This window comes from Nocardioides sp. cx-173 (assembly GCF_021117365.1).
GTDB lineage: Bacteria > Actinomycetota > Actinomycetes > Propionibacteriales > Nocardioidaceae > Nocardioides.
The window spans coordinates 2,643,207-2,665,573 of record NZ_CP088262.1 but is presented as its reverse complement, the minus strand read 5'-3'; the positions used below and the strand labels follow the sequence as shown (position 1 = coordinate 2,665,573).

Here is a 22,367-nt window from a genome sequence, read left to right as displayed (position 1 = left end):
GCCTCACGCCTTCGCACCGGTCAGGGCAACGGCAGGCTGTGAGCCCTTGGCATCGGGTGGGGTCAAGGACGGGTGCCGCGGATGAGGTACTGCGTCAGCACCTCGTGGTTCGGCGCGACGCCGTACTCGAGATCGAGTTCGTGCAGTCGGGTGAGCGCGACTGCCTCGACGTCGACGAAGCCGGCGGCGCGGATCCGGTCAACGAACGGCTCGATGGTGGTCGACTCCGCGAGCGGGAGCGCCTGGCGCACGTCCTCGTCGTAGAAGGACTTGAACTGGTCGCTGGCGCCCTCGTGGAGGCCTCGGGCGAACCAGGTGGAGTCGACGACCGCGAGGGTGCCGCCCGGGCGCAGCAGCCGGAGCCAGTTGGCCAATGCGGTGTCGGGCTCGCGCAGCGTCCAGGTGACGTAGCGGTTGACGACGGCGTCGAAGGAGTTGGCGGGGAAGTCGGGTGCGACCGCGTCGCCGCGCAGGAAGGTCGGTGGGGTGGTCATGGCGTCGGCGTGCCGCCGGGCGCGCCCCAGCATGCCGTCAGCCAGGTCGATGCCGGTGACCCTGTGGCCCAGCTCGGCGACGGTGCAGGCGACGTAGCCCGATCCGGTTCCGACGTCGAGGACGTCGAGCGGCGCGGTGCCGAGGGCATCGGCGAAGACCTGCTTCCAGGCGGCGAGGTCGAGGTCCTTGCGGTCCGGCCGCTGCTGGTACTCGTCGTACGGCACGGATCGCTGGGTCCAGTACTCGTTCAGCGCTGTCTGGACGTCGGTGCTCCGGGTCATCGGTGCATCCTTTCGGGTGAGCGGGTGGGGGACAGGGGGCGGAAGGCGAGGTGGAAGCCGTCGTCGAGGTCGAGGCGGCGCACCGCCACCTCGTAGACCGGCTCCAGGTGCTCGGTGGTGAGGACGTGGTCGGGGGAACCTGCGGCGACCACTGCGCCGCGGTGCAGGAGCAGGACCCGGTCGCAGTACGTCGCGGCGAGGTTGAGGTCGTGAAGGATGACGACGACCGTGTGTCCGCCCTCGACCGCCAGCCTGCGGGCCAGGTCGAGCACCTCGTGTTGGTAGCGCACGTCGAGGTGGTTGGTCGGCTCGTCGAGCAGCAGGTGGGTCGACTCCTGGGCCAGGGCTCGGGCGATGAGCACCCGTTGGCGTTCGCCGCCCGAGAGTCCGTCGAACGGCTTGTCGGCCAGGTGAAGCGCGCCCACCCGGTCCAGTGCGTCCGCGGCGATGCGCTCGTCGTCCGTGCCGTGGCGGCCGAAGCCCGACCTGTGTGGCGTACGGCCGAGCAGCACCATGTCGGAGACCAGGAGGGGGAGATCGCCGGTGCTCTCCTGCACGACGACGGCCACCCGCCGTGCGACCTCGCGGGCCGAGAGGCTGCTCAGTTGCTCGCCGTCGATGAGGACGGCGCCCGCGCGCGGCTTCAGCGAGGCGTGGAGCGTGCGGAGAAGCGTGGTCTTTCCAGACCCGTTGGGACCGACCAGACCGAGCACTTGGCCGTGAGGCGCGTCAAGGTCGACGGCATCGAGGATCTCGTGCTGGCCGTAGGAGAACCTGATCCCGCTCGCCGAGATCATCGCTGGAAGTGCCGCACGATGTTCTCCAGCCCATCGATGGCCAGCGGCGAGGGCGGCTCGGAGAAGTTGAAGAGCTGCGTCAGGATGGCGTCGTTCTCGACCGCGGCCAGGGCCTGCGCGCCGTTCATCTCGGTGATGGCGGCCTCCACGTCGGCGGGGTCGCCGTCGGAGTGGAGGAGGATCAGTACGTCGGGGTTGCGCCCGATGAGCTCCTCGAGGGTCACTTCGAAGACCCGGTCGCTGGTGTCGTCGAAGACGTTGCGGAACCCGGCGGCCTCCAGCTGGGCCTGGACCATCGAGGAGGCGCCGTAGGCGAAGGGCGTGCCGCCACCGACGGTGGGGTAGAGCACGGCAGCGGTGCGCTCCTCGTCCGGGTCGACCTGCGCGAGGACCTCGTCGAGGTGCCTCTGTAGGCGCCCGACGGCCTTCTCGGCCTCGTGGTCCTTGTCGAAGATGCGGCCGTAGGTGCGCAGCTGCTCCTCGATGTCGGCGAAGGACGGGTCACTCGGTGGCTCGGGGCACAGGCCGGGCTCCTCGACCAGGGGGATGTCGACGGCGGTGAGCGCGTCCCGGGTGAGGTTGTCGGCCTCGCCGAGGACGAGGTCGGGCCGCTGGGCGAGGACCACCTCCTTGGAGATCTCCAGGTGGCCGGAGGCGTCGAGGTCGTCCGACAGCATCGGTATCGTCTCGAGCTCGGCCCAGGTCGCGTCGTCGTAGTAGCCCCGGGGGTACGCCCCGGCGCGGGCGACAACCACGTCGGAGAGGATGCCGAGCTCGTGGAGGTACGTGGCGGCCGCAGGCTTGAGCAGCACCGCCCTCTGGGGGGTCTTGTCGAGCACCACCTCGACTCCGCAGTTCTGCACGGTGACAGGGGCGGCGCCACCTGAGCCGGCGTCGTCACGGGATTCGGTGCTGCAGGCGGCAAGGGTTGCGATCAGGACGGCGGCGGTCGCGAGAGCGGTGAGGCGTGGAACGGACACGGGAACCCTTCGTCGGAGGCGGTGTCAGGCCGCGGAGTGCAGGCGGCGGATGAGGTAGAACAGGAACGGCGCGCCGACCATCGCGGTGACGATGCCGATGGGCAGCTCGCGCGGCTGCAGGAGCATGCGGGAGAACAGGTCGGCCCAGATCAAGAAGATCGCGCCGAGCATCGCGGCCGTGGGAATCGACCACGCATGGGCCGCACCGACCAGTCGGCGGGCCAGGTGTGGGACGACCAACCCGACGAATCCGATGGAGCCCGCCGCCGCGACCACGAACCCGATGCACAGCGAGACGATGACGAGCAGCTGGGTGCGGAAGCGGGTCGGTGAGACACCGAGCACGAGCGCGGTCTCGTCTCCGATCGCGAGTGCGTCGAGCCGGCGCCCCCACAGGGCGAGCACGGTCGTCGTACCCACGACCACCAGGGTCAGGGCGATCAGGGGCGCGCCCCATTGCGCGAGCGCCAACGAGCCGAGTAGCCAGAACATGACCGAGCGCGCGCCCTCGGCGGAGCCCGAGGCGAAGATCAGGAAGCTCGTCAGCGCGGACAGCGCGTAGCCCACGGCGACGCCGGCGAGCAGCAGGCGCACCGACGTGATGCGACCGGCCGCGCGGGCGACCACGAAGACCAGCAGCGAGGCGGCCAGGGCTCCGAGAAAGGCGCTGGCCGACAGGCTGTGCTCGCCGACGCCCAGTGTCACCCCGAAGAGGATCGTGGCGGCCGCGCCGCTGGAGGCGCCGGAGTTGATGCCCAGCAGGTATGGGTCCGCGAGGAGGTTGCGGACCATCGCCTGCAGGGCGGCGCCGCACACGGCCAGCCCGGCGCCCACCCCGACCGCCATGATCACGCGCGGCAGGCGCACGTCCCACACGATCGCCTCGGAGGTGTCGCTCACGCCCTCGGGGAGCGATGACTGAAGGCGCGCCCACAGCACCTCCAGCACGTCGGGCGGCGAGATCATGATCGGCCCGATCCCGATGCCGAGTACCGCCGAGCCGAGCATCCCCATCACCAGCGCCGCGACGATCGCGGCGTTGCGCCGGCGACGCCTCCTGCGCCCGAGCGGGTCGGCTCTGACGGCGGAGGGCGCCTCCAGTGCGGTATGGGCGGGCAACCCACGCTCCTTAATGCAAATAATTTGCAAGAGCGAATGATGCTAACCAACCGTGCGCAGTATCCACCGCCGGGGGGGTCGTCGCTCGCGAGCTGCGCGCCACCTGCGAGCACCCCCAAACGAACCGGCCAGCCGACCGGCGGCCTGCAGCCGATACCAACTGCGGTACACGCGCTCGGGCCGGTTCACCTCGGTGGGGGCGACAGCCGCTCGGTGCGCAAGGCCACCGCCGGGTGGCCGTGCCCGGTGCCTCATCCGGCGCTGTGGGCTCCGGTCATCATCGCCGCGACGTCCTCGGGCATGACGAACGAGGGCGGCGGCGGCGGACCCCAACTGAAGAGACCCTTGGCGCCCTCCCAGGTGCCGGGCTCCCACAGCGCGTCGTCGACGATGCAGTCGATGTCGGAGTAGTACTCGGAGAAGTTGCCGGCAGGGTCCTTGAGGTACCAGAAGAAGTTCGACCCCACGTGGTGGCGGCCCAGACCCCACACGTGGCGTTCGGGGTTCCCCTCCAGCATCGACATCGCTCCCCGGCCGACCTCATCGACATCCTCGACCTGCCAGGAGGTGTGGTGCAGGAAGTTGACCGGTGCCTGCTGGACCAGCACGTTGTGGTGGTCGGTCGAGCAGCGCATGAACGAGGCGATCGAGGGGACGACGTCACTCACCTTGAACCCGATGCCCTCGGTGAAGAAGCGTTGGGTCGCGGCCTGGTCGGTGGATCCGATGACGACGTGTCCTAGCTTGCGCGGAGTGACCGCGCCCTCGCGCAGGATGCCCCGCGCGCGGGTGTTGGCGCGATCGACGCGACCTGGGCCGTTGTAGCGCGTGGGCTCGATCCGCTGCTGGTCGATGCGGGGTGCCACCGAGATCACCGCACGGAAGCCGGCGATCGGCTCCTCGGCGACCAGCCGCGCGCCGGAGCCGGCACCGGTGCGCTCGACGCCGAGGTCGAGGCCGCGCAGCTGTCGTTCGATGCGGGCCAGGTCGTCGGGGTCCTCGGCGCCGATGCCGATCTCGACCAGGCGGCGCCGGTCGGCGTGGACGAGGCGGAACTGCTCGCCCCCGTCGGCGGTGGCGAACACGTTGCCACCGAGCGGCTCGAGGCCGAAGTCGGCGTAGTACGCCGCGGTCTCCGCGACGTTGGGGACCCCGACGGTGATCGAGGTGAGGCGGTGCAGGGCCATGGCAGGCTCCTTGTGGTTTTGTCGTTTCGTCATGTGCGAACCTCGGTCAGGGTGCGGCGACGGATGCCGTGTGCGGGACTCCGGGAGCGCGCCGCGGGCGCCGCTCGCCTCGTCCTTGGATCCAGTTCATGGCGTGGCGCCAGTCACAGTCTGGCGTGGGCACGGTCCCACTAGCAAGAGGAAAAAAGATTTTCTCTATTATCGTCTTCGATTCGAGTGCGAGCCTAGACTCGCGGCATGGCCCGGAGCACCGAGAAGTCGACGCTGACGCAGGAGGTCTACGACCGTCTGCGGCAGGAGCTGCTGCAGGGGGACCTGGCCCCGGGGGCGAAGCTGCGCATCACCGAGATCGCCGGTCGCTACCGGGTCAGTCCCAGCGTGCTGCGTGAGGCGCTCACCCGGCTGGCCGAGCAGGGCCTCATCGTGGCGATGCCGCAGCGGGGGTTTGCGGTCATGGAGCTGTCGGTGGCCGACCTCGAGGACCTCACCCGGGCGCGCCGGCTTGTCGAGGTGATGGCGCTGCGCGAGTCGATCGCCGACGGTGACCTGGCGTGGGAGTCGAGCGTCCTGGCCGCCCACCACCGGCTCCAACGCACTCCGATGACCAACGACGACGGACACGCGGCGGCGCTGTGGGTGCAGGCCCACCGGGACTTTCACCACGTGCTGCTCGCCGGGGGCAGGAGCGCTCGCCTGACGGATATCGCTAACGGTCTGCGCGACTGCTCCACCCTCTACATCCACTGGTCGCGCGAGCTCGCGCGCGACGACCTCAGGGACGTCGCGGCCGAGCACCAGGAGATCGCCGAGCTGACCCTCGCGCGCGACGCGGACCGTGCAGCCGACGCGCTCGCGCAGCACATCGAGCGCACGACGGTCGCACTGGTCCGCTACGCCGAGGCCCGGGACGGCCAAGCGGTGGCCTCGGCCTGACTCGAATCCCACGTCGCGTCGTGGATCTCTCGGGTGTCCGGCGGGTGGCGGCTCCGAGGCCGGTCCTCCGGAGATCCGACCGGGTCGGCGCCGTCCGACAGGCAACAACCCGGGTACCGGCGCGCATGGCCACATCCACGCGGGCGGCGGTTGCCGCGACCAGCTCCTGGATCGACCCGGACGGGTTTCGGACGCCGGCGGGGGAGGTGCACGCCTGGCTGCCCGGTACCAACCAGACGATCTGTGGCCTCCCGGTGAAGAGGGCCGGACTGGGCCGCTTCTCCCACATCGACTGGCTGGACGTGCAGCCGGCCACCGGGCGCGATGCCGACCGGGTGACGTCGGTGTGCCGCAGGTGCCTCGCCGGCACCGGGCACCGCCGCGACGACCGGCCCTGGACGCGCCACGACCCCCGGCCCTGACGGCGGCATACGTGCGACGACGTCGCGCCCACGACTACGCGGGCAACCCACGGCCGATCGGCCTGCCGCTGGAGAACTCGCGGCTCGTCGCGGTGCCCGGACTCGGACTGGGCGTCGAGGCCTGGCGCCCGACCCTGTCTTACTGGGGAGCCGGAGACGGCAACGTGCTGGTGCTGCCGGGGTACGGCGTCCCGCTCTCCCGCCGCGCCCCGTGTGCGCCTGTGGACGTCGCGGTCCAGCTGAGTGGCGCGCTGAACGGGCCGACGACCCTGCTGGGTCACTCGTCGAGCTGCCAGGTGGTGGCGCATGCGGCACGCCTACGGCCGGACCTGGTCGACGGGCTGGTGCTGGTCGGGCCGACGACTGATCCGCGTGCGGCGTCGTGGTGGGCACTGGCGACCTTGTGGCTTCGAACCGCCGGCCACGAGGATCCGCGTCAGCTCCCGTCGTTGCTGCGCCAGTACCGGCGCACCACGCTCGGATCGATGCTTCGCACCATGGACCAGTCGCGCCGTGACGACCTCGGCGCGACGCTGTCCGAGGTCCACTGCGCGATGGTTCTCGTCCGCGGGGCGCACGACCGCATCGCTCGCAGCGACTGGCTGCGGTCGCTGGGCGGCAGCGCCCCGAACCGGACGGTGATCGAGCTGGCTGTCGGAGCCCACATGGTGCCCATGACCCACCCGGCCGAGCTGGCTGCCTCGGTGGGCGCCGTCCTAGGTGACCGCCCCTCCGCGGGAGCGTGATGTTCCGGGGCGAGCTCGCCGAGAGGTGAGAGTTCGCCTGCGCCCTCACCCGGCGAGGTGGGAGTCGGCCCGACGACCGTGCGCGCTCCTCCCTCCGCCCGGCCGACACGGGTTCAGGAGAGCGGCAGCTCTCTGAGCTGCCGGCGGGAGGTGATGCCCAGCTTGCGGAAGATGCTGCGCAGATGGGCCTCGATCGTGCGTGGGCTGAGGAACAGCTGCCCAGCCACCTCGCGGGAGGTGGCCCCGGTCGCCACGAGCCGCGCGATGTGCACCTCCTGGGCGGTGAGGGAGTCGGTCGGCTGGGCGGTTCGTTTGCGGGGGTGCTCGCCGGTGGCGCGCAGCTCGCGAGCGGCGCGCTCGGCGAACGCCCTCGCGCCCATGTCGGACAGCAGCTCGTGGGCGGTGCGGAGCTGTTCACGGGCGTCCTGGCGACGGCCCTCGCGGCGCAGCCACTCACCGAAGACCAGATGCGCTCGGGCCAGGTAGGCGCCCATCCGCGAGCCTTGCAGCAGCTCGATCGCCTGGCGGTGGTGTTGCTCGGCGCCCGGCCCGGTGCTGGTGAGCGCCCGCGAGTGCGCCGCCATTCCGAGCGCCCACGGGGTGCCGCTGGCGGCGGCCCGGGAGTCGAGCTGATCCAACGCGACGGCCGCGTGGACCGGTTCGCCAGCACGGGTGGCCGCCTCGATGAGCTCGGGGAGTGCCAGGTTGATGTGGGGTGGCTCCAGTGACTCGCAGGCCCGCAGCGCGGCGTCGAACGCGGCTGCGTAGTTGCCCAGGCCGTTGTGGAGCACCGCCATCGCGACCTGCGCCAAGGAGACCTCAGCGTCGTTCCCGCGGACGGCAGCCTCCTCGACGGCCGCGGCGTGGATCTGGACGGTCTCGGTCTGCTGTCCGCGCCAGGCGGCCAGCAGGAGCTGACCGAAGCGCAGTGAGACACCGCCGGTCGCCTGGGTGATCGCGGTCTCCTCGGCGATCAGGTCGGTGGCCCGCGCGGGCTGGCCGAAGAGCACTGACACGGCTGCCAGGAACAGCAGCGAGGCCGGGAGCGTGTTCAGCGCGCCTGCCTCCCGGGCGAGCCGTACGTTGCGGTGCGCCAGTGTGTGAAGCAGGTCGTCGTCGAACAGCGTCAGCGCCGTACGGCTGGCCAGCCAGTGCCAGCGGCGGGTGTCGCCGCCCCCGGCAGCCTCGGCGGCCGGATCGTCGGCGCAGAAGGCCTCGAGCGCCAGGCGCAGCTGCGGCACGCCGGCCGCGTAGCCGTCCGTGTAGGTGGTCACCAGCCCGTCGAGCAGCAGATCGGCCGCCCCCGGCGGGCCTGGCGGCGGGGGAGCGGAACGGGCGGCCTCGGTCGCCTCCACCATGCCCCGCCGGTGCTCGAGGCCGCCGGTGATGATGGCCGCATCGAGCGCGTGGAGGTAGGTCTCGCGGGACAGTGAGGCGTCCAGAGGGGCGAGTGCCCTGGCGGCGTCCAGCAGCATGCCCGAGACGTCGCTGCCTCGGGTCAGGTGGAACGCGATCTGGGCGCGCAGCAGCCCGAGACGCGCGCGTTGCAGAGCGTCCAACGGCCCGGTCGCGGCGCCGGCTAGCAGCTCCAAGGCGGCCTCCGACGCGCCGGCGTCGTGTTTGGCCTGCGCGGCGTCGAGCATCCGCGTCGCACGGGTGCTCGGCTCGGGGGTCAGCTCAGCCGCGTGCTGCAGGAACGCGGCCGCAGCGGCCACCCCGCCGCGAGCACGGGCCCGCCCGGCCGCGCTCTCGAGCTCCGCGGCGGCCTCCTCGTCGGTGCCCTGCACCGCTCGCGCGCGGTGCCAGGCACGCCGGTCCGGGTCGACCGTCGGGTCGGTGGCGAAGGCCAGCGCGGCGTGGGCCCGACGCTGGTCCGGCGGGGTGGCCGCCTGGTAGACGGCCGAGCGGACCAGCGGATGACGGAACCGCACCTGAGTGTCCATCTCCAGCAGGCCGCTGGCTTCGGCAGGAGCGGCCGCCTCCGGAGTGATGCCCAGGTGCGAGGTCGCGCGCCACAGCAGCGCGGCATCGCCGGTGGGGTCTGCTGCGGCCACCAACAGCAGCAGCTGGGTCTCGGCCGGAAGGGTGGCCGAACGCCGTCGGTAGCCGTCCTCGATGCGGCGGGGGACGCTCAGCGAGTCGGGCAGCTCGAACCCCCCGGCCAGCTGCGCGGACTGCGTGCTGTGCGACAGCTCCAGCAGGGCCAGCGGATTGCCGCGCGCCTCGGCGACGATCCGGTCCCGCACGGCGTCGTCGAGCCGCCTCGGCAGGGAGGCGGCCAGCAGCGCCTGTGCCTCGGCCGCCCCGAGCCCTTCCAGGCGCAGCTCGGGCAACCCGGCCAGCGGGTGGTCGTCGCCTGCGCTGGAGTCGCGCAGCACGAACAGCAGGGCCACCCGCTCGACCGACACCCGCCGCGCAACGAACGCCAGGACCTGCGCGGACGCCTCGTCCAGCCACTGCGCATCGTCGACGAGGCACAGCAGCGGTGCCTCCTCGGCGACCTCGGCCAGCAGGTTGAGGGTCGCCAGACCGACCAGGAAGCGGTCCGGCGCGGGGCCGGCTCGCAGTCCGAACGCCACCCCCAGCGCATCCCGCTGTGGGTCCGGGAGCGCACCGACGCGGTCCAGCAGCGGACCGCACAACTGGTACAGCCCGGCGAACGCGAACTGTGTCTCAGCCTCCACGCCCACCGAGGACTTCACCAGGAACCCCGATGACGTCGCGGTGTTGCATGCCTGCTCCACCAGTGCGGTCTTGCCTATGCCTGCTTCGCCGCGCACCACCAGAGCTCCGCTGCGCCCTGTCTGCGCCTGCGTGAGCAGCTCTTCCACCCTCGCGCACTCCGCGCGACGGCCTACGAGGTCCGTCAGCTCCCGATCCTCCTCGAGTCGGCCAGGCTAGGTGATTCTCACCGATGCGAGCGCTCAGCCTGCCAGAACCGGCTCGCCTGCGGGCGTGGTGCGCGCAAAGGCACCGAGGTTTTCACCGACGCGACGGCACTCCGCTGAGGGCGAGTCTGGTGCCACGACACGAATCGACACGGTCCGGATCAGCCGGACCGTGGGCCCGGAGCACGGGCCGGACCTGCGAGGCCACCGCCTCGCGGCACCTGAAAGGAACCTCCATGCCCGTCTCTCCCGTCATCGACGTCGAACACCTGAACGTCACCTACGGCGACTTCGCCGCGGTCCGTGACCTCTCCTTGCAGGTCCAGCGCGGCGAGCTCTACGCCCTGCTGGGCACGAACGGAGCCGGCAAGACCTCCACCCTGGAGGTGGTCGAGGGGCATCGGGGGGCCGCCTCCGGGACGGTGCGGATCTTCGGTGAGAACCCGCAGGACCGGCGCGCGGTGCGGCCGCGGATGGGCATCATGCTGCAGGAGAGTGGCTTCTCGCCCGACCTGACGGTGCGGGAGTCGGTCGGTCTGATCGGCTCGCTCAGTGGCAGGCGCGACGACGTGGACCGGGTCCTCGGCGTCGCCGGTCTCACCCGGAAGGCGAACACTCGGGTCTCCCAGCTGTCCGGCGGCGAGAAGCGCCGCCTGGACTTCGCCACGGCCGTCTACGGGGGCCCGGAGCTGGTCATCCTGGACGAGCCCACGACCGGACTGGACATCCAGTCCCGCGACGCGCTCTGGTCCGCCGTGGATCGACTGCGCGAGGAAGGTTCCACGGTCGTGCTCACCACCCACTACCTGGAGGAGGCCCAGCAGCGTGCCGACCGGATCGGCCTCATGCACGAGGGCACGCTGAGGCGCGAGGGCACGGTCGTGGAGCTGACTCAGAGCTTGCCGTCGGTGATCAGCTTCGCCCTGCCACCCGGGGCGCCCGAGCCGCCGATCGTGGGTGCACTCAACGGCGCATTCCACCTCGAGACGTTCAACCTGCAGGAGGACCTCTACCGGCTGCTGGGCTGGGCGCACGACGCGGGTGTGGAGCTGGTGGAGCTCACCGCCGGCCCCACGCGTCTCGACGACGTCTTCCGTGCCCTGGACGCCGCATGAAGCCCACGAGGCCTCCGGAGCCACGACGCTTCACGGGGAAGCGAGGCACCGCCATGGTCGAGATCGCTCGCAGCGAGCTGGTCCAGATGTTCCGTAACCGACTGGTCCTCGTTACCGGCCTGGTCATCCCCGTCGCGGTCGGCGGCTACTTCGTGCGTCAGCACGAGGTGTTCTCCGACCTCGGCAGCCTGGGCTACGTCGCAGCGATCGTGATGTTCACCGTGATGGCCTTCGGGCTCTACACCACAGCGGTGACCACCCTGGCCGCGCGCCGGCAGGACCTGTTCCTCAAGCGGCTGCGGTCCACGGCCGCGAGCGACCCGAGCATCCTCACCGGGCTGGTCCTCCCCATCACCCTCATCGCTCTCGTCCAGGTGGTGGCCATCCTGACGGTGTTCGGCGTGGTCACCGAACCCCCGGCCGAGATCCCGCTGTTGGTGGTGGCGATCCTGGCGACGACGGCCATGATGGTGGCTCTCGCGTTGGCGACGGCAGGGCTCACGAACTCACCCGAGCACGCCCAGGTGACCACCCTGCCGGTCAGCCTGGCGGTGATCGCCGTGGCCAGCTGGGTGGGGATCAGCGGCACGGAGGACCTTGCCTACCTCAAGCGGCTCCTACCCGGCGGGTCAGCCACCGAGCTGGTCGTCAACGCCTGGGACGGCGGCGTCCCTCTCACGGACTCGCTGCCCCTCGTGGTGCCCACGCTGGCCTGGGTGTTCGTCGCCGTGGCACTGGCCAGCCGGCTCTTCCGCTGGGAGCCACGTCGATGAGCACCGATCGAGTGATCGCCGGTCGGTACGAGCTGGGTGAGGTCATCGGCTTCGGCGCCACGGCCGAGGTCCATCGAGGTCGCGACACCCGCTCGGGCCGCGCGGTGGCCATCAAGATGCTGCGCAAGGACCTGGCACGAGATCCTCTGTTCCGGTCCCGCCTCCGGCGCGAAGCGATGACCGTGGCTGGTCTCAGTCATCCCGCGATCGTCGCGGTCTACGACACCGGGCACGAGGAGGTCGACGACGGCTCGGCGGGCACGGTCCGGGTGCCGTTCATCGTCATGGAGTACGTCGCGGGGCGGTCGTTGCGCGACCTGCTCAGGATGCGCCCACTGACCCGCGACGAGGCCATCCACTACCAGGTCGGGATCCTCGCGGCGCTCGACGTCAGTCACCGTGCGGGCGTCGTCCATCGCGACATCAAACCGGCGAACGTGATGATCACGCCCGAGGATGCGGTCAAGCTCGTGGACTTCGGCATCTCGAGTGCCCAGGGCCCGGCCGCGACGCTCACCCAGGCCCAGGTGTTCCTCGGAACTCCCTCGTACCTCTCTCCGGAGCAGGCACGGGGACAGACCGCCGACGCCCGCAGCGACCTCTACTCCGCAGGCTGCGTGCTCCACGAGCTCCTGACCGGGCGCCCACCCTTCGTGGGCGACGACCCCGTGGCTGTCGCCTACCAGCACGTCCACGAGGAGCCCGCGCAGGTCCCGACGGGGCTCCCGGCACTCGACGCCGTACTCGCGAAGGCGCTCGCCAAGAGGCGGGAGGACCGCTTCCAGGACGCTCGCTCCTTCAGGGAGGCGCTCCTGTGCGCGATGCGGGACACCGCCCCCCTCGGCCTGGCGAGTGCCGCAAGCGCCTCGCGGTCGAGGGCGCTCACCCGCTGCTAGCCGACCCCACCACTGACACCCAGCAACGGAAAGGAACCACCTCATGGGATACATCACCGTCGGAAACGAGAACAGCACCGCCATCGAGCTCTACTACGAGGACCAGGGTGCAGGACAGCCTGTGGTCCTCATCCACGGATACCCCTTGGACGGTCACAGCTGGGAGCGCCAGGCGCGCGCGCTGCTCGCCGCCGGATACCGCGTCATCACCTACGACCGCCGTGGTTTCGGTCAGTCCTCCAAGCCCGGCTCCGGCTACGACTACGACACGTTCGCCGCCGATCTGTCCACCCTGCTGGAGACCCTCGACCTCGACGAGGTCGTGCTGGTCGGCTTCTCCATGGGCACGGGGGAGCTTGCTCGCTACGTCTCGCGGTACGGCCACCAGCGGATCGCGAAGCTCGCGTTCCTCGCCTCGCTGGAGCCGTTCCTCCTCGCCACGGAGGACAACCCGGAGGGGTTGCCGAGAGAGGTCTTCGAGGGGATCGAGGCCGCCGCGTGGCAGGACCGCTACGCATGGTTCACCCGGTTCTTCGCCGACTTCTACAACCTCGAGGAGAACCTCGGCAGCCGGATCGGCCAGGAGGCCGTCACCGGCAGCTGGAACGTCGCGGTCTCCAGTGCTCCAGCGGCGGCCTACGCCGTCGTCTCCTCATGGATCGAGGACTTCCGCGGCGATGTCGAGGCGGTCCGGGCCAGCGGCAAGCCGGCCCTGATCCTGCATGGGACCGCGGACCGCATCCTGCCGATCGATGCCACGGCCCGACGCTTCCGCCACCTCCTCCCGGACGCCGAGTACGTCGAGATCGAAGGCGCTCCGCACGGGCTGCTCTGGACGCACGCGGACGACGTCAACTCCGCGTTGCTGTCCTTCCTCGACTGAGCGCCGGAGGACCGAAATGACAGACATCCACGTGGTCCATGACCCCGACCGCCTGCGCTACCGAGCGAGCATCGGCGGCGAAGCCGCCGGCTTCGCTGAGTACCTCCTCACCGACGAGCTGATCGTCTTCACCCACACCGACGTCGAGCGCCGGTTCGAGGGCAAGGGCGTCGGCTCGGCCCTCGCCCGATTCGCTGGACGACGTCCGCGCAGCAGGCCGACGCAAGGTCATGCCGCTGTGTCCGTTCATCAAGGGCTGGATCGGACGGCATCGTGAGTACGTGCCGCTGGTCTACGGCGTGCCTGAGTCGACGGCCAAGGACTGACGTGCCACGCAACGCGACGCCACACGAGAGGACCACCACATGACCAAGACACTCACCGACAAGTCGGGTGCGACCGTGCAGGTCAAGCTCGAGACCGGCAGCCATGTCAGCGCCTACACCCTGAGCCTGGACGGAGAGACGACCGTGGGGCGTGCCGTCTTCGTCGACGCTCCGGACGCGGGCAACGACCGGATCTTCTTCCACACCGAGGTGGTCGAGGAGTTCGGTGGGCGCGGTCTCGCGGGACTGCTGGTCCGCGAGGCGCTCGACGACAGCATTCGCAGGAACCTCACCGTCGTGCCGGTGTGCCCAGTGTTCGCCCGGCACCTGAAGGTGCACGGTGGTGAGTTCATCGCCCGGGGCGGCGTGTTCCGCCGGCCGACCCCGGCGGACATCGCCCTCGCCACCCGGGCCGCACGAGGCGGAGCATGAAGGAGCGGATCGATGCGATCAGTCATTCCTGACTACCTGACCGAGGCGCTGGCAGAGGTCGCGCCCGACGTCTCCGGGCAGCTGGCGGGGTACATCCCCGAGCTCGCGGCGGCCGATCCGGGTCGTCTCGGCGTCGTCTTCGCCACCCTCGACGGCAAGATCTACGGCGCCGGCGACGTGGATGCCGAGTTCACGATCCAGTCGATCTCCAAACCGTTCGCCTACGCGCTGGCCCTGGCAGATCGCGGCTTCGACCCCGTGCTCGCCAAGATCGGCGTGGAACCCTCGGGCGAGGCGTTCAACGAGATCTCCCTCGAGAGTGGGAGCGGGCGCCCCCTCAATCCCATGATCAACGCCGGTGCCCTCACCGCGCACTCGCTGGCGGGCTCGAGGGAGTGGGACCCGGCGGGACGTGTGGAGCGGGTGATCGACGGCCTGTCCGCCTTCGCTGGCCGGCAGCTGAGCATCGACGAGAGGGTGTACGCCTCCGAGATGGAGCATGCCCATCGAAATCTGGCCATCGCGCACATGCTCCGCAGCTACGACGTCCTCACCGAGGACCCGCAGGCCGTCGTCGACGGCTACACCCGCCAGTGCTCCGTGCTCGTCACCGTGCGGGATCTGGCGATGATGGCCGCGACCTTGGCCAACCGAGGGGTGAACCCCGTCTCGGGCGAGCAGGTGGTCGGCGAGCGGGTGGTGCGTCAGGTGCTGAGCGTCATGGCCACCTGCGGGATGTACGACTCGGCCGGTGACTGGGCGACGCAGGTCGGCATTCCGGCGAAGAGCGGGGTCTCCGGCGGCCTGATCGGCGCCCTGCCCGGCCAGATCGGGATCGCCACCCTCTCGGCACGGCTGGACGCCCACGGCAACAGCGTTCGCGGGGTGACGCTGTTCGAGCGGTTCTCCTCCGACATGGGTCTGCACGTGATGGAGGTGCCGCCCTCCGCGCGCGCGGTCGTACGTTCCAACCACGTGGTGGGCGGCGGACCACATGCCGTCCGGGTCTTCCAGCTGCAGGGTGGGATTCGCTTTGCCGGAGCCGAACGGATCGTGCGAGAGGTCCTGGACACAGCACCCCCCGAGGTCGCGGTGGCTCTGGATCTCACCATGGTCTACTCGATCGACGACGTGGCACGACGCATGCTGCTGGAGGTCGCGCGTCGACTCACGGTGGATCACCACGAGGTGTTTCTCATCGACCCGGAGGCGCTCGTACCGGACCCCGAGCCCGGCGACGGGGGACGAGTCACCGTCGTCGAGGACCTCGAGCAAGCGGTCCGCAGCGTCACCGCTCGCTCCACCGGCCACGAGCCGGCTCCTGGCTCGCCGGGTGACGAGGGTCGGGAGGTTCCGCGTGAGCAACCGTGAACAGCACCCTGAGGAAGAGGTGAGCGTGACCGAGCCTGCTGTTGGTCCTGAGCTGCTGCAGCCGCGTGAGGTCCCGCTGGGAGGACAGCGAGCGCTGATGGTCCGGCGCACCCTGCCGCAGCGCGCGCGCAGCCTCATCGGCGCATGGTGCTTCGCGGACTCCTTCGGTCCCACTCCGGCAGCCTCGGCGCGGACCATGGACACCCGTCCGCATCCGCACACCGGGCTGCAGACCGTCAGCTGGCTGTACGCAGGCAAGGTCGAGCACCGCGACTCCCTGGGCAGCCTGGCCTACATCGTTCCCGGCCAGGTGAACCTGATGACCGCAGGGCGGGGCATCCAGCACTCAGAGGTCTCGACCGAGGATGCCCGCGGCTTGCACGGTGTGCAGCTGTGGGTCGCGTTGCCTGATGCGAGCCGCGGGACCGAGCCGCTGTTCGAGCACTACGTGCCGCATCCGCTCACGCACGGTGACGCCACCGTCCGGGTCTTCCTCGGTGAGCTCCTGGGGCTGTCGGCCCCCCTGACGACGTTCAGTCCGCTCGTGGGGGCGCAGATCGACCTACCTGCCGGAGGCGAGGTGCGACTTCCGGTGGACCCTGCCTTCGAGCACGGCCTGCTCATCGACGCCGGTGAGCCGGCGCTGAACGGGGTCGTGGTCGCTGCCGACCAGCTGTGCTACGTCCCCAAGGGATCCGACGAGCTCGTCATCCGCGCGGGTGACGCCGCCGTACGCGGGCTGCTGATCGGCGGGGAGCCACTGGGCGAGGAGATCGTCATGTGGTGGAACTTCGTCGGCCGCAGCCACGACGAGATCGTCGGCTTCCGCCAGGAGTGGCAGGCCGAGGTCATCGCAGCGGGCGACCCGGCGGGCCGATTCGGCGTCGTCCGCGGATACGACGGTGACCCCCTGCCTGCGCCGGTCCTCCCGAACGCAGCGCTGCAGCCACGTCACTGACGGGTGCCCTCGCCGCTCGGTCGCGTCAGTTGAACTTCGGACGCAGCTCCTCCCGGAGCTCTCTGAAGTTCCGCGGGGTCACCTTCCACCGCGCCTCGTCGGCCTCCTCGAAGGCGATGTCGTACCTGCCGGTGGTCCGGTCGAACTGCACCAGGATCTTGCGCGGCAGTACCTCGCCCAACCGGTAGTGGCTGTCGGTGTACGCCGTCACCGCGGGCCCGACGGCCGAAGGGTCTGACGCCATGGCCGCCACCACGCCGTCAGGCCGGTAGAGGTAACCGTGCGCCTCGTTGAACTCCCCGCCCGGGAACTCCAAGATGATCGCCAGCGACTCCCAGCCGTCCCCATCGACGCCGGGGGCCCCCATCGTGTCGATGAGAGCGCGGATGAGATCGGCTGCGACGTCGGCTGCCATCACGGTTCCTCTCGAGTCTGATCATCGCGTCCGCCCGCCGGGGCGAAGTGGGGCGATCGCGGTCGGGTCTCCCGCGTCGTGTCACCTGTTCTGGGCGCTGCGCCGGATCTCGTCGTACCGGCGCTCGGTCTCGGCGCGCTGCTCGGCGACCGTGGTCACCGTGGCCGGGTCCACGGGCTCGAAGACGTCGACGAGGTCGCCGACCCGATCTCCGCTCATCCGATAGGCGCGCAGCCCGCCGCCTTGCTCGCGGGCCATGCCACTGGGCCAGACATCCGCCTGGGCGCCGGCGACCCCGATGCGCCACCCGCGTGGCTCGAGCTGCTCCCGTGCGAGGCAGAGCGCCTCGAACGCGTCGTGCGCCTGCGCTTCGACCAGATCGAAGTCGGTGCAGCCGATCTCGACCACCCACGCCCAGGACTCCCGTTCTTGGCGCCAGGCCACCGTCGCGTCGAGCGTGATGCCGTCGCGGAGCACCTGAATCGCCTGCGGGCTCTGAATCATGTGCACGTGACCTCGTGTCCTCCCGTGCGCCTGTGACGCGTCAGTCCCGTCGTCCCGACTGTACGTGCGCTGGGCACCTGATTCGGTCAACCGGCCTGAGTATCGCTCTAACAGGTGTCTAAGTTTCGCTCGGTACGAAGGAGGCCTCAGACAAGCGATGCAACTCGTATGCAGGAGGCTAGTAATGGCAATCAACGCAGTGAGGTCCGACTTACGGCGGAAGCTCGGGGCGGCCGCGATGGCGCTGGCGACGGTGTTCGCTGTCGCCGCCTGCAGCTCGGACGGCGACAACAGTGCCCAGCCCGTCCAGCCCGCCGCGCCGCCCGGCTCGCACAGCGCGCACGGGGGCGAGGCGCCGGCTCCACCGCAGCCGCTGCGCGCCGGCGAGCGGTTCGTCGAGCTGAAGATGGCCGAGGCCTACACGCCCGCGCCGCCGGAGGGCGCTATCGACGAGTACCGGTGCCAGGTGCTCGATCCGGACCTGACCGAGGTGGCGTTCCTCACCGGGACCCAGGTCATGCCGGAGAACCTCGCCATCGCGCACCACGGCATCGTCTACGCGGTGCCGCCGGGCGACGCCGCCGCGGTGCGCGAGCAGGACGCGAAGACTCCCGGCCTCGGCTGGCGGTGCTTCGGCGGGACCGGAGTGGAGGGCGCCGATGTGGAGGACGACGACGAGGGCTCCGACCCTGGCGCGGCGTGGGTGGACACATGGGCGCCGGGCGCCGCGGAGACGCTGCTCGACCAGGACGCCGGCTACAAGCTGGAGCCGGGCAGCCTGATCGTCTTCCAGATGCACTACAACCTGCTCGCGACCGACGGCGAGCCGGGCGGGTCGGACCGCTCGGGGGTGCGGCTGCGGCTGACGGACGGCACGCCGCAGACCCGGGAGCTCGAGACCTGGTCGCTCGACGCGCCGACCGACCTGCCCTGTGCCGCCGACGAGTCGGGCCCGCTCTGCGACCGGACGGCCTCGATCGCGGACGTGACGAAGCGGTTCGGGCCGGAGGTCGGCGAGTTCGCGGACGAGCAGGTGGAGGAGTGCAACGAGGGCGGCGAGCCGTTGCCCGGCGACACCCAGACCTGCGACCACGAGGTGGAGGAGCCGGTGACGGTGTTCGCCGGGTTCGGTCACATGCACATGCTCGGGCGGTCCCTGAAGGTCGAGCTCAACCCGGGCACGCCGGACGCCAAGGTCCTGCTGGACGTGCCGCAGTTCGACTTCGACAACCAGCGGATGGCGAAGCTGCCGGAGCCGGTGGAGGTCGATCCGGGGGACATTCTGCGGGTGACGTGCACGCACGACGTGGGGCTGCGCAAGCAGGTGGGGCAGCTGAGCAAGCTGCCGCCGCGGTATGTGGTGTGGGGCGACGGCACCGGCGACGAGATGTGCATCGGCATCATGACGGTCTCTCCCCGCGAGCCCTGAGAGGCGTCGGCTGAAATGCGCCCGTGCGCGCCGATCCTGGCCTCATGATCGAGGACAATGAGCGGCACAGCAGCGACTGGAGGGGGGCGGGCCGGCGTGCGGATCATGATCGCCGATGATGACGCGGCCATCCGGGAGTCGCTGGAGCGGGTGCTCCAGGTGGAGGGTTACGACACCAGCACCGTCGCCAACGGCCTCGCCGTGCTCGAGGGCGTCGGTGGGGCCGGCGGTGACACGCTGGATCTGCTGATCCTCGACGTGATGATGCCCCGCCTGGGCGGGTTGGAGACCTGCCGGCGGTTGCGGGCCGCGGATCGGGATCTGCCGGTGCTGATGCTGACCGCCCGTGACCAGGTCTCCGACCGGGTCGCGGGGCTCGACGCGGGCGCCGACGACTACCTGCCCAAGCCGTTCGCCACCGAGGAGCTGCTGGCCCGAGTGCGAGCCCTGCTGCGCCGGCGCACGCCGGCGGACGAGGAGGCGCAGATCCTGTCGTTCGCCGACGTCCGGCTCGATCCCGACAGGTTCGAGGCGTGGCGGGGCGAGCGACAGCTGCGCCTCACCCGGACCGAGTTCTCCCTCCTGCAGGTCCTCATGGGCAACGCGACCCGGGTCTTGACCCGCGACATGCTGTTCGAGGCGATCTGGGGCTTCGACATGAGCGCCACCGCCAACAACCTCCAGGTGTACGTGAGCTACCTGCGCCGCAAGATGGAGGCCGAGGGTGAGCCGCGACTGATCTACACGCGGCGCGGGCTGGGATACACGTTGCGCGAGACTCCTCCGTGAGCAGGTCCACCGGCCGGGAGCCGCGCCGGCTGACCCGATGGTGGCGCGGGTGGTCCCTGCGCACCAGGCTGACGGTGATCGCGGCGACGGCCATCGCGGTCAGCGTGTTCGTGGCCTTCCAGCTGGCCAGCGAGCTGCTGGACCGGGAGCTACGGGACACTGCCGAGGACCAGCTGCGCGCCGACTCCCGCGTCCTGGCGACGAAGGCGGAGCGTGCCGGTCTGACGCAGGTGGAGCTACCGCCGTATCCCGGAGACGGTCGGCTGGTGCGGGTCATCCTGCCCGACGGCTCGACCAGGACCCCGGCCGGCCAACCGGCGCTGCCCCCGCTCAGCGAGGGCGCCGGGCGCGTGGCGAGGGGCGCGTCGGCCGACCTGATGGAGTCGAACGACAGCGAAGAGGGCTACTTCATCTACACGCTGGGGACGGGCGACGGCGCGGTCCAGCTGGCCCACGCCGCCGACGACAGCCCGGTCAACCGGTTCGGGTTCGGCATGCTGCTGATCGGGCTGCTCTGCGTGGTCGGCGGCGCCCTTGTCGGGCGGACCGTGGCGCGGACCGGGCTGGCGCCGATCGACCGGCTGACCGCCGCCGCGGTACGTGTCGCGGACACCAGGGACCTCGACGCCGACATCCCGGATGAGGGCGGCGGGGAGATCCGGCGGCTGATCCGGTCGATCAACGCCATGCTCGCCGCGCTCCGGGACTCTCGTGGGGCCCAGCGGCTGCTCGCCGAGGACGCCGCCCACGAGCTCAAGACCCCGCTCACCAGCCTGCGCCTCAACGTCGAGTTGCTGATCCGGCTCGATCGGCGCGGCACCTTGGACACCGCACTTCCGGCGGAGAGCCGGACCCGGCTGCTCAACGACCTGGGTGCCCAGGTGGCCGAGCTGAGCACCCTTGCCGCCGAGCTGACCGAGCTGGCGCGTGGTGACATCGGCGACGAGAGCGCCGAGCTGCTCGACCTCGCCGACGTGGTGGTGGCCGCCGCGACCCGGGCGCGCTCCCGCGTGCCCGACATCGAGATCGCGCTCGACGTGACGTCGGTGTGGGTGAGCGGCCGTCCCGCCGCGCTCCAGCGGGCGGTGCTCAACCTCGTCGACAACGCCGGCAAATGGTCCCCCGCGGACCAGCCGGTCCAGGTCCGGCTCCATGCCGAGGGCAGGTCGGCGGTGCTCGAGATCGACGACGCCGGGCCGGGCATCGACGCCGCCGACGTACCGCGGGTCTTCGACCGGTTCTACCGTGCCGACAGCGCCCGGGCGTTGCCGGGATCCGGTCTGGGTCTGTCGATCGTGCAGCGGGTCGTCGACGCCCACGGCGGCCGCGCCACCGTCGCCCGCTCCGCACGCGGTGGCGCGCTGCTTCGGGTCGACCTTCCGGCCGCCGCCCCGCCCGCCCCGATCGCCCGGCTCGCCACCGGGGAGGACACCGCGGTGCGCTGACCCGCCCGGCGGCGCGCATTAACACTCGCCTCAGGTTCGCTCGCTACGAAGGAGCCGTCAGATGAGCGATGTAACCCGTAGGTAGGAGGCCAGCGATGGCAGTCGAAGCAGCGCCGGGCAGAGCGACACCCGCGTCCGATCCCGCCCCCGGGGTACCCCGCCGCACCGTGCTGGGAGGCGCCGCAGCGCTCGGCGTCGGCCTCCCGCTGCTGGCCGCGTGCGGCTCCGACGACGGCGGCGACAGTGGCGTCCAGGCGCCCGGGGCCGGCACCGTGCTCACCACCACCGCCGAAGTGCCGGTCGGCGGCGGCATCATCCTGGTCGACGACGGTCTGGTCGTGACCCAGCCCGAGGAGGGGACGTTTAAGGCGTTCAGCTCCACGTGCACCCACCAGGGCTGCGAGGTGACGAAGGTGACCGAGACCATCGACTGTGCCTGCCACCACAGCAGGTTCTCCCTCTCCGACGGCTCACCACAGTCCGGACCGGCGAACGCACCGCTGCCCGAGACGAGGGTCACCGTCGACGGGGAGAACGTCACCACCGCCTGACTCGGACTTTCCTTCCCGGGTCTTGCGGTGGCAGGCCTCTTTCGAGGTCGGCGACGTCTGGACAACTTCGCTTAAGCGAACTTGTCTGTCATGTCATTGCTCGCCGCATCCGAGGCCGCTGAGCGGCTCGGTGTTTCGAGGCGGCAGGTGCAGCACCTGGTCGCGCGCGGTGAGCTGCGGTCGCTGGCCAGGGGAGTGGTCGACGAGACCTCGGTGGAGCGACTGCTGACCGTTCGACGTCGGGGCGAGGTCGGTGCCTCGACGCTCCGCCCCGCGGGACGCGGGGTGCTCGCGCGATCCTCGATGGTGGAAGTCAGCTCCTAGCATCGGCTAGCGCCCCTCGACCGGGACCTCTTCAAGGTGCCGGGCTACCCGTAACCGGCCTCGCACGTACACCTGGCTCGGGTTCGTCGTTCCGGCCGCCCGGTGAACGCAGGGGTATGTAGGAAGGTCAATCGGGACGTTCTCGATACCTTGACGCCCGTTCTGATCCCACCTAGCCTCCCAAACAGCTACCGCCCCCTTAGCCGGCAGCAGCGCAGTCTGGGTTAAGACGACTCCAGATTGCAAGCCCGCCGCCGCGAATGTGCGGAGTTGGGTCTGACAGGCGTCCGCAGCACACTCGGAGCGCG

At 70.7% G+C, this 22,367-nt stretch carries 23 protein-coding genes; 15 read left to right on the top strand and 8 right to left on the bottom strand.

The genetic code is table 11. The features are described 5' to 3' along the window. Positions 1-62 precede the first annotated feature (62 nt). From LQ940_RS12890 to LQ940_RS12870, 5 genes are all read right to left on the bottom strand, one after another. Positions 63-776: a class I SAM-dependent methyltransferase gene (locus LQ940_RS12890; protein WP_231242523.1), complete on the bottom strand. Its 714-nt coding sequence runs from the start codon at positions 774-776 to the stop codon at positions 63-65. Further along, positions 773-1,573 carry an ABC transporter ATP-binding protein gene (locus LQ940_RS21755; protein ID WP_269214607.1) on the bottom strand — a complete coding sequence of 267 codons (801 nt, stop codon included), beginning with the start codon at positions 1,571-1,573 and terminating at the stop codon, positions 773-775. Before LQ940_RS21755 ends, LQ940_RS12890 begins: the two co-directional genes overlap by 4 nt. Then, entirely contained in the window at positions 1,570-2,436 is an 867-nt protein-coding gene (locus tag LQ940_RS12880) for an ABC transporter substrate-binding protein (RefSeq protein ID WP_231242524.1), read from the bottom strand. The genes LQ940_RS21755 and LQ940_RS12880 overlap by 4 nt, the downstream gene beginning before the upstream one ends. Before the next feature lie 141 nt (positions 2,437-2,577). Further along, positions 2,578-3,672 carry a FecCD family ABC transporter permease gene (locus LQ940_RS12875; protein WP_231242525.1) on the bottom strand — a complete coding sequence of 365 codons (1,095 nt, stop codon included), beginning with the start codon at positions 3,670-3,672 and terminating at the stop codon, positions 2,578-2,580. 251 nt (positions 3,673-3,923) lie between these two features. After that, positions 3,924-4,859, bottom strand: coding sequence for a VOC family protein (locus LQ940_RS12870; RefSeq protein WP_231242526.1), 936 nt, complete (start codon positions 4,857-4,859; stop codon positions 3,924-3,926). Between the two features lie 237 nt (positions 4,860-5,096). Between LQ940_RS12870 and LQ940_RS12865 the strand changes: the two genes are divergently transcribed. From LQ940_RS12865 to LQ940_RS12855, 3 genes are all read left to right on the top strand, one after another. Then, on the top strand, positions 5,097-5,792 hold the full coding sequence (locus LQ940_RS12865) for a GntR family transcriptional regulator (RefSeq protein ID WP_231242527.1): 696 nt from the start codon (positions 5,097-5,099) through the stop codon (positions 5,790-5,792). 125 nt (positions 5,793-5,917) lie between these two features. Beyond that, positions 5,918-6,214 carry a hypothetical protein gene (locus LQ940_RS12860; protein ID WP_231242528.1) on the top strand — a complete coding sequence of 99 codons (297 nt, stop codon included), beginning with the start codon at positions 5,918-5,920 and terminating at the stop codon, positions 6,212-6,214. An 11-nt stretch (positions 6,215-6,225) separates the two neighbouring features. Further along, on the top strand, positions 6,226-6,960 hold the full coding sequence (locus tag LQ940_RS12855) for an alpha/beta fold hydrolase (protein ID WP_231242529.1): 735 nt from the start codon (positions 6,226-6,228) through the stop codon (positions 6,958-6,960). Between the two features lie 113 nt (positions 6,961-7,073). Here LQ940_RS12855 and LQ940_RS12850 read toward each other — a convergent pair whose 3' ends face one another. Then, a complete protein-coding gene (locus LQ940_RS12850) occupies positions 7,074-9,830 on the bottom strand; it encodes an AAA family ATPase (RefSeq protein ID WP_269214618.1) in 2,757 nt (918 codons plus the stop codon). A 254-nt stretch (positions 9,831-10,084) separates the two neighbouring features. Between LQ940_RS12850 and LQ940_RS12845 the strand changes: the two genes are divergently transcribed. The 8 genes from LQ940_RS12845 (at position 10,085) to LQ940_RS12810 (ending at position 16,602) form a co-directional block, all read left to right on the top strand. Beyond that, positions 10,085-10,963: an ABC transporter ATP-binding protein gene (locus LQ940_RS12845; protein ID WP_231242531.1), complete on the top strand. Its 879-nt coding sequence runs from the start codon at positions 10,085-10,087 to the stop codon at positions 10,961-10,963. A gap of 53 nt (positions 10,964-11,016) precedes the next feature. Then, complete coding sequence (locus LQ940_RS12840) at positions 11,017-11,736, top strand: ABC transporter permease (protein ID WP_231242532.1); 720 nt, start codon at positions 11,017-11,019, stop codon at positions 11,734-11,736. Then, entirely contained in the window at positions 11,733-12,632 is a 900-nt protein-coding gene (locus tag LQ940_RS12835) for a protein kinase domain-containing protein (protein WP_231242533.1), read from the top strand. Before LQ940_RS12840 ends, LQ940_RS12835 begins: the two co-directional genes overlap by 4 nt. A gap of 43 nt (positions 12,633-12,675) precedes the next feature. Then, the gene (locus LQ940_RS12830; protein ID WP_231242534.1) at positions 12,676-13,515 is read left to right on the top strand and encodes an alpha/beta fold hydrolase; all 840 of its coding nucleotides are present in this window, start codon (positions 12,676-12,678) and stop codon (positions 13,513-13,515) included. Positions 13,516-13,531: 16 nt separating this feature from the next. Then, on the top strand, positions 13,532-13,792 hold the full coding sequence (locus LQ940_RS12825; protein ID WP_231242535.1) for a GNAT family N-acetyltransferase: 261 nt from the start codon (positions 13,532-13,534) through the stop codon (positions 13,790-13,792). An 88-nt stretch (positions 13,793-13,880) separates the two neighbouring features. After that, complete coding sequence (locus LQ940_RS12820) at positions 13,881-14,273, top strand: GNAT family N-acetyltransferase (protein WP_231242536.1); 393 nt, start codon at positions 13,881-13,883, stop codon at positions 14,271-14,273. 12 nt (positions 14,274-14,285) lie between these two features. Next, positions 14,286-15,644, top strand: a complete 1,359-nt coding sequence (locus LQ940_RS12815) for a glutaminase (protein ID WP_231242537.1) — start codon at positions 14,286-14,288, stop codon at positions 15,642-15,644. 25 nt (positions 15,645-15,669) lie between these two features. Next, positions 15,670-16,602, top strand: coding sequence for a pirin family protein (locus LQ940_RS12810; RefSeq protein ID WP_231242538.1), 933 nt, complete (start codon positions 15,670-15,672; stop codon positions 16,600-16,602). 25 nt (positions 16,603-16,627) lie between these two features. Here LQ940_RS12810 and LQ940_RS12805 read toward each other — a convergent pair whose 3' ends face one another. Together LQ940_RS12805 and LQ940_RS12800 are read right to left on the bottom strand one after the other, a co-directional pair. After that, positions 16,628-17,017, bottom strand: a complete 390-nt coding sequence (locus LQ940_RS12805; RefSeq protein ID WP_231242539.1) for a hypothetical protein — start codon at positions 17,015-17,017, stop codon at positions 16,628-16,630. A gap of 81 nt (positions 17,018-17,098) precedes the next feature. After that, the gene (locus tag LQ940_RS12800; RefSeq protein ID WP_231365028.1) at positions 17,099-17,521 is read right to left on the bottom strand and encodes a hypothetical protein; all 423 of its coding nucleotides are present in this window, start codon (positions 17,519-17,521) and stop codon (positions 17,099-17,101) included. A 199-nt stretch (positions 17,522-17,720) separates the two neighbouring features. Here LQ940_RS12800 and LQ940_RS12795 point away from each other — a divergent pair, with 199 nt between their 5' ends. The 4 genes from LQ940_RS12795 (at position 17,721) to LQ940_RS12780 (ending at position 21,735) form a co-directional block, all read left to right on the top strand. After that, positions 17,721-18,950: a monooxygenase gene (locus tag LQ940_RS12795; protein WP_231365027.1), complete on the top strand. Its 1,230-nt coding sequence runs from the start codon at positions 17,721-17,723 to the stop codon at positions 18,948-18,950. 57 nt (positions 18,951-19,007) lie between these two features. Beyond that, on the top strand, positions 19,008-19,739 hold the full coding sequence (locus LQ940_RS12790; RefSeq protein WP_231242542.1) for a response regulator transcription factor: 732 nt from the start codon (positions 19,008-19,010) through the stop codon (positions 19,737-19,739). Then, positions 19,736-21,184 carry a sensor histidine kinase gene (locus LQ940_RS12785; RefSeq protein ID WP_231242543.1) on the top strand — a complete coding sequence of 483 codons (1,449 nt, stop codon included), beginning with the start codon at positions 19,736-19,738 and terminating at the stop codon, positions 21,182-21,184. The genes LQ940_RS12790 and LQ940_RS12785 overlap by 4 nt, the downstream gene beginning before the upstream one ends. A 95-nt stretch (positions 21,185-21,279) precedes the next feature. After that, a complete protein-coding gene (locus LQ940_RS12780) occupies positions 21,280-21,735 on the top strand; it encodes a Rieske (2Fe-2S) protein (protein WP_231242544.1) in 456 nt (151 codons plus the stop codon). The last annotated feature ends 632 nt before the right edge of the window (positions 21,736-22,367 follow it).

Excerpts from the sequence above, each read along its gene's own strand:
- LQ940_RS12890 (WP_231242523.1), bottom strand. The coding sequence starts at position 776 with ATGACCCGGAGCACCGACGTCCAGACAGCGCTGAACGAGTACTGGACC.
- LQ940_RS21755 (WP_269214607.1), bottom strand. The coding sequence starts at position 1,573 with ATGATCTCGGCGAGCGGGATCAGGTTCTCCTACGGCCAGCACGAGATC.
- LQ940_RS12870 (WP_231242526.1), bottom strand. The coding sequence starts at position 4,859 with ATGGCCCTGCACCGCCTCACCTCGATCACCGTCGGGGTCCCCAACGTC.
- LQ940_RS12865 (WP_231242527.1), top strand. The coding sequence starts at position 5,097 with ATGGCCCGGAGCACCGAGAAGTCGACGCTGACGCAGGAGGTCTACGAC.
- LQ940_RS12860 (WP_231242528.1), top strand. The coding sequence starts at position 5,918 with ATGGCCACATCCACGCGGGCGGCGGTTGCCGCGACCAGCTCCTGGATC.
- LQ940_RS12845 (WP_231242531.1), top strand. The coding sequence starts at position 10,085 with ATGCCCGTCTCTCCCGTCATCGACGTCGAACACCTGAACGTCACCTAC.
- LQ940_RS12840 (WP_231242532.1), top strand. The coding sequence starts at position 11,017 with ATGGTCGAGATCGCTCGCAGCGAGCTGGTCCAGATGTTCCGTAACCGA.
- LQ940_RS12835 (WP_231242533.1), top strand. The coding sequence starts at position 11,733 with ATGAGCACCGATCGAGTGATCGCCGGTCGGTACGAGCTGGGTGAGGTC.
- LQ940_RS12830 (WP_231242534.1), top strand. The coding sequence starts at position 12,676 with ATGGGATACATCACCGTCGGAAACGAGAACAGCACCGCCATCGAGCTC.
- LQ940_RS12825 (WP_231242535.1), top strand. The coding sequence starts at position 13,532 with ATGACAGACATCCACGTGGTCCATGACCCCGACCGCCTGCGCTACCGA.
- LQ940_RS12820 (WP_231242536.1), top strand. The coding sequence starts at position 13,881 with ATGACCAAGACACTCACCGACAAGTCGGGTGCGACCGTGCAGGTCAAG.
- LQ940_RS12815 (WP_231242537.1), top strand. The coding sequence starts at position 14,286 with ATGCGATCAGTCATTCCTGACTACCTGACCGAGGCGCTGGCAGAGGTC.
- LQ940_RS12805 (WP_231242539.1), bottom strand. The coding sequence starts at position 17,017 with ATGGCAGCCGACGTCGCAGCCGATCTCATCCGCGCTCTCATCGACACG.
- LQ940_RS12800 (WP_231365028.1), bottom strand. The coding sequence starts at position 17,521 with ATGATTCAGAGCCCGCAGGCGATTCAGGTGCTCCGCGACGGCATCACG.
- LQ940_RS12790 (WP_231242542.1), top strand. The coding sequence starts at position 19,008 with ATGAGCGGCACAGCAGCGACTGGAGGGGGGCGGGCCGGCGTGCGGATC.
- LQ940_RS12780 (WP_231242544.1), top strand. The coding sequence starts at position 21,280 with ATGGCAGTCGAAGCAGCGCCGGGCAGAGCGACACCCGCGTCCGATCCC.